This window comes from Clostridium sp. CX1 (assembly GCF_025398335.1).
Taxonomy (GTDB): domain Bacteria; phylum Bacillota; class Clostridia; order Clostridiales; family Clostridiaceae; genus Clostridium_AM; species Clostridium_AM tanneri.
Window position 1 is genome coordinate 1 of the sequence record NZ_JAODOO010000049.1, and the last position, 1,808, is coordinate 1,808.

Annotated in this window: 1 protein-coding gene; it reads left to right on the top strand. The window is 31.7% G+C overall.

The features are described 5' to 3' along the window. Positions 1-98: 98 nt before the first annotated feature. Complete coding sequence (locus N4T77_RS20060; protein ID WP_261673636.1) at positions 99-1,727, top strand: IS1182 family transposase; 1,629 nt, start codon at positions 99-101, stop codon at positions 1,725-1,727. Positions 1,728-1,808: the final 81 nt, after the last annotated feature.

The window sequence follows — 1,808 nt, forward strand, 5'->3', positions numbered from 1 at the left end:
TAAAGGAGCTGTCGCACTAAAAATAGTGCGACAGCTTTTTGCATAAAAAAATAAATCTCCCACTCGGAAGAGTGGAAGATTTATAGTAAAATTAACGTATGGCAAAATACATTAATTTACACAAAAATTATACTTCAAATCGTGGAAATTATCAATTAAAACTTCCACTAAATATTGAGTACATGATTTCCAATAATGATTCGGTGCGTTTGCTAAGTCAGTTTGTAGAGGAGATGGATTTAACAGATTTATACTCGACTTATTCCCGATTAAGGGAAAATCAGGCTACGCCTCGTCAGATGCTGAAGGTTGTACTTTATTCTTACATGAATCATAGCTATTCTTCTAGAGAAATGGAAACCTCCTGTAAAAGAGATGTAAATTTCATGTACCTGTTAGAAGGTTCACCAGTACCAGATCATTCTACCTTTGCAAGGTTCCGTAGTCTTCACTTTACTCCATGTTCAGAAACAATTATGGCTGAAATGACAAACTTTCTTTATGAAATTGGAGAAATATTAGGAGATGCAATATTTATTGATGGTACAAAGATAGAATCCTGCGCCAACAAGTACACCTTCGTTTGGAAAAAATCAGTTTCAAAAAATTTGGAGAGATTACTTTATAAATTAGTTGATTTCGTAGATGAATGTGAAGAACTGTATGGAATAAAGCTTATATATGAGAACAAAGTAAAAATAAAGCATGTCAAAAAGCTACGCAAGAAGCTTTACGCCTTGAAAAAACAAGAAAATATAGAATTTGTACATGGATGTGGTAAAAGAAAAACTTCACTTCAACGTTCAATTGAAAAACTCGAACAATATCTTAATAAGCTAAAAGAATATACACAAAAAATCCATACCTGCGGCAAGCGTAATAGCTATTCGAAGACAGATAAAGATGCAACGTTTATGAGGATGAAAGAAGACGCCATGAAAAACGGTCAGTTAAAACCTGCTTATAATGTGCAGCATGGAGTTGATTCTGAATATATAGTGTGGCTTACTGTAGGCGACCAGCCTACTGATACAACAACATTGATTCCGTTTATAAAAAGTATGGAAAATTTCTTGTATTTTAAGTATTTTAAAATTGTTGCAGATGCAGGCTATGAGAGTGAGGAAAATTATGCTTATATTAAAGAAAACGCACAGTTGTCATATATTAAGCCAGCAAATTATGAAATATCAAAAACAAGGAAATATAAAAATGATATAAGTAAAATAGAAAACATGGATTATACAAAGTTGGGTGATTATTATACTTGCAAAAATAATAAAAAGCTAATAGTAAATAAAATAGTAAAAAGAAAAAGTAGGACTGGCTATATAAGTGAAAAAACAATTTACACTTCTGAGGACTGCAGTAACTGTGAGCATAAGAATAAATGTATAAAAGGACATAACTGCAAAACACCATTAGAAGAAAGAGTTAAAAATCTCGAAACTTCAAAGCTGTTCAACATGCTTCGCAAAGAGAATCTTGAAAGAATTGTAAGTGAAGAAGGCTGCGAGTTGAGAATGAATCGAAGTATTCAGGCCGAAGGCTCTTTTGCGGAAATAAAACACGATATGGGATTTCGTAGATATCTAAGCAAAGGCAAAAGGAATGTTTTGTCAGAAAGTATTCTGTTAGTAATGGCACATAATATAAATAAGCTACATAATAAAATTCAGTCAGATAGAACTGGAACACATCTTTTTCCACTTAAAAAGAGTTCCTAATTTTTAAGTTTTAAAAGTTTTGTAAATTAAAAAAAGCCTTAATATCAAAGGTTTATTAAAGTGCGCCATTTTTTAATTATT

Coding starts and splice junctions, on each gene's coding strand:
- N4T77_RS20060 (WP_261673636.1), top strand. CDS start 99: ATGGCAAAATACATTAATTTACACAAAAATTATACTTCAAATCGTGGA.